The sequence below is a fragment of the Methylocella tundrae genome (assembly GCF_901905185.1).
Taxonomy (GTDB): Bacteria; Pseudomonadota; Alphaproteobacteria; order Rhizobiales; family Beijerinckiaceae; genus Methylocapsa; species Methylocapsa tundrae.
This window is the reverse complement of the sequence record NZ_CABFMQ020000018.1, coordinates 1-431: the sequence shown is the minus strand read 5'-3', so window position 1 is coordinate 431 and position 431 is coordinate 1. Positions and strand designations below refer to the sequence as shown.

The 431-nt window shown below is 74.0% G+C and carries 1 protein-coding gene; it reads right to left on the bottom strand.

Translation table 11 applies throughout. The features are described from left to right. Positions 1-115: 115 nt before the first annotated feature. Positions 116-431 (bottom strand): gamma-glutamyltransferase (locus MPC4_RS03675; protein ID WP_174511331.1); only part of this gene is annotated, 316 nt, incomplete at its 5' end.

The following is a 431-nucleotide window of genomic DNA, read 5'->3' as shown; positions in this document are numbered from 1 at the left end:
GCGTAGTCCGGCCATCCCCGCAAGGCCTGCCCGGCCGGGGACGTGCCCGGCCGTGGCCCGCGTGTACCCCGCCCCACGGGGGCGGGGGCCGGTCCGGGCGGTTTCCCGCCCGCCTTCAGGGCTTGAAGGTGTCGCCCAGCACGACGCCTTCGCGCCGCGGATCGGCGCCGCCCTGCAGCACGCTCGCGCCGTTGCGGTTCACCCGCAGGATCGTCGCGGTGCCGCTCGACTGCGCCGAGGTCGAGACCGTATGGCCCAGCGCACGCAGACCGGTGATCAGCGGGTCGTCGTTGCCGTTGTTCGCCGTGTTGACGTTCGGGTGCTCGCCGCCCACCGAGGTGGTGGCGCTGTTGCTGGCGCCGAAGTCCACCAGCGAGGTCGCCTGCTGCGCATCGAGGCCCCAGTCGAGCGCGCCGACCACGGTCTTCACC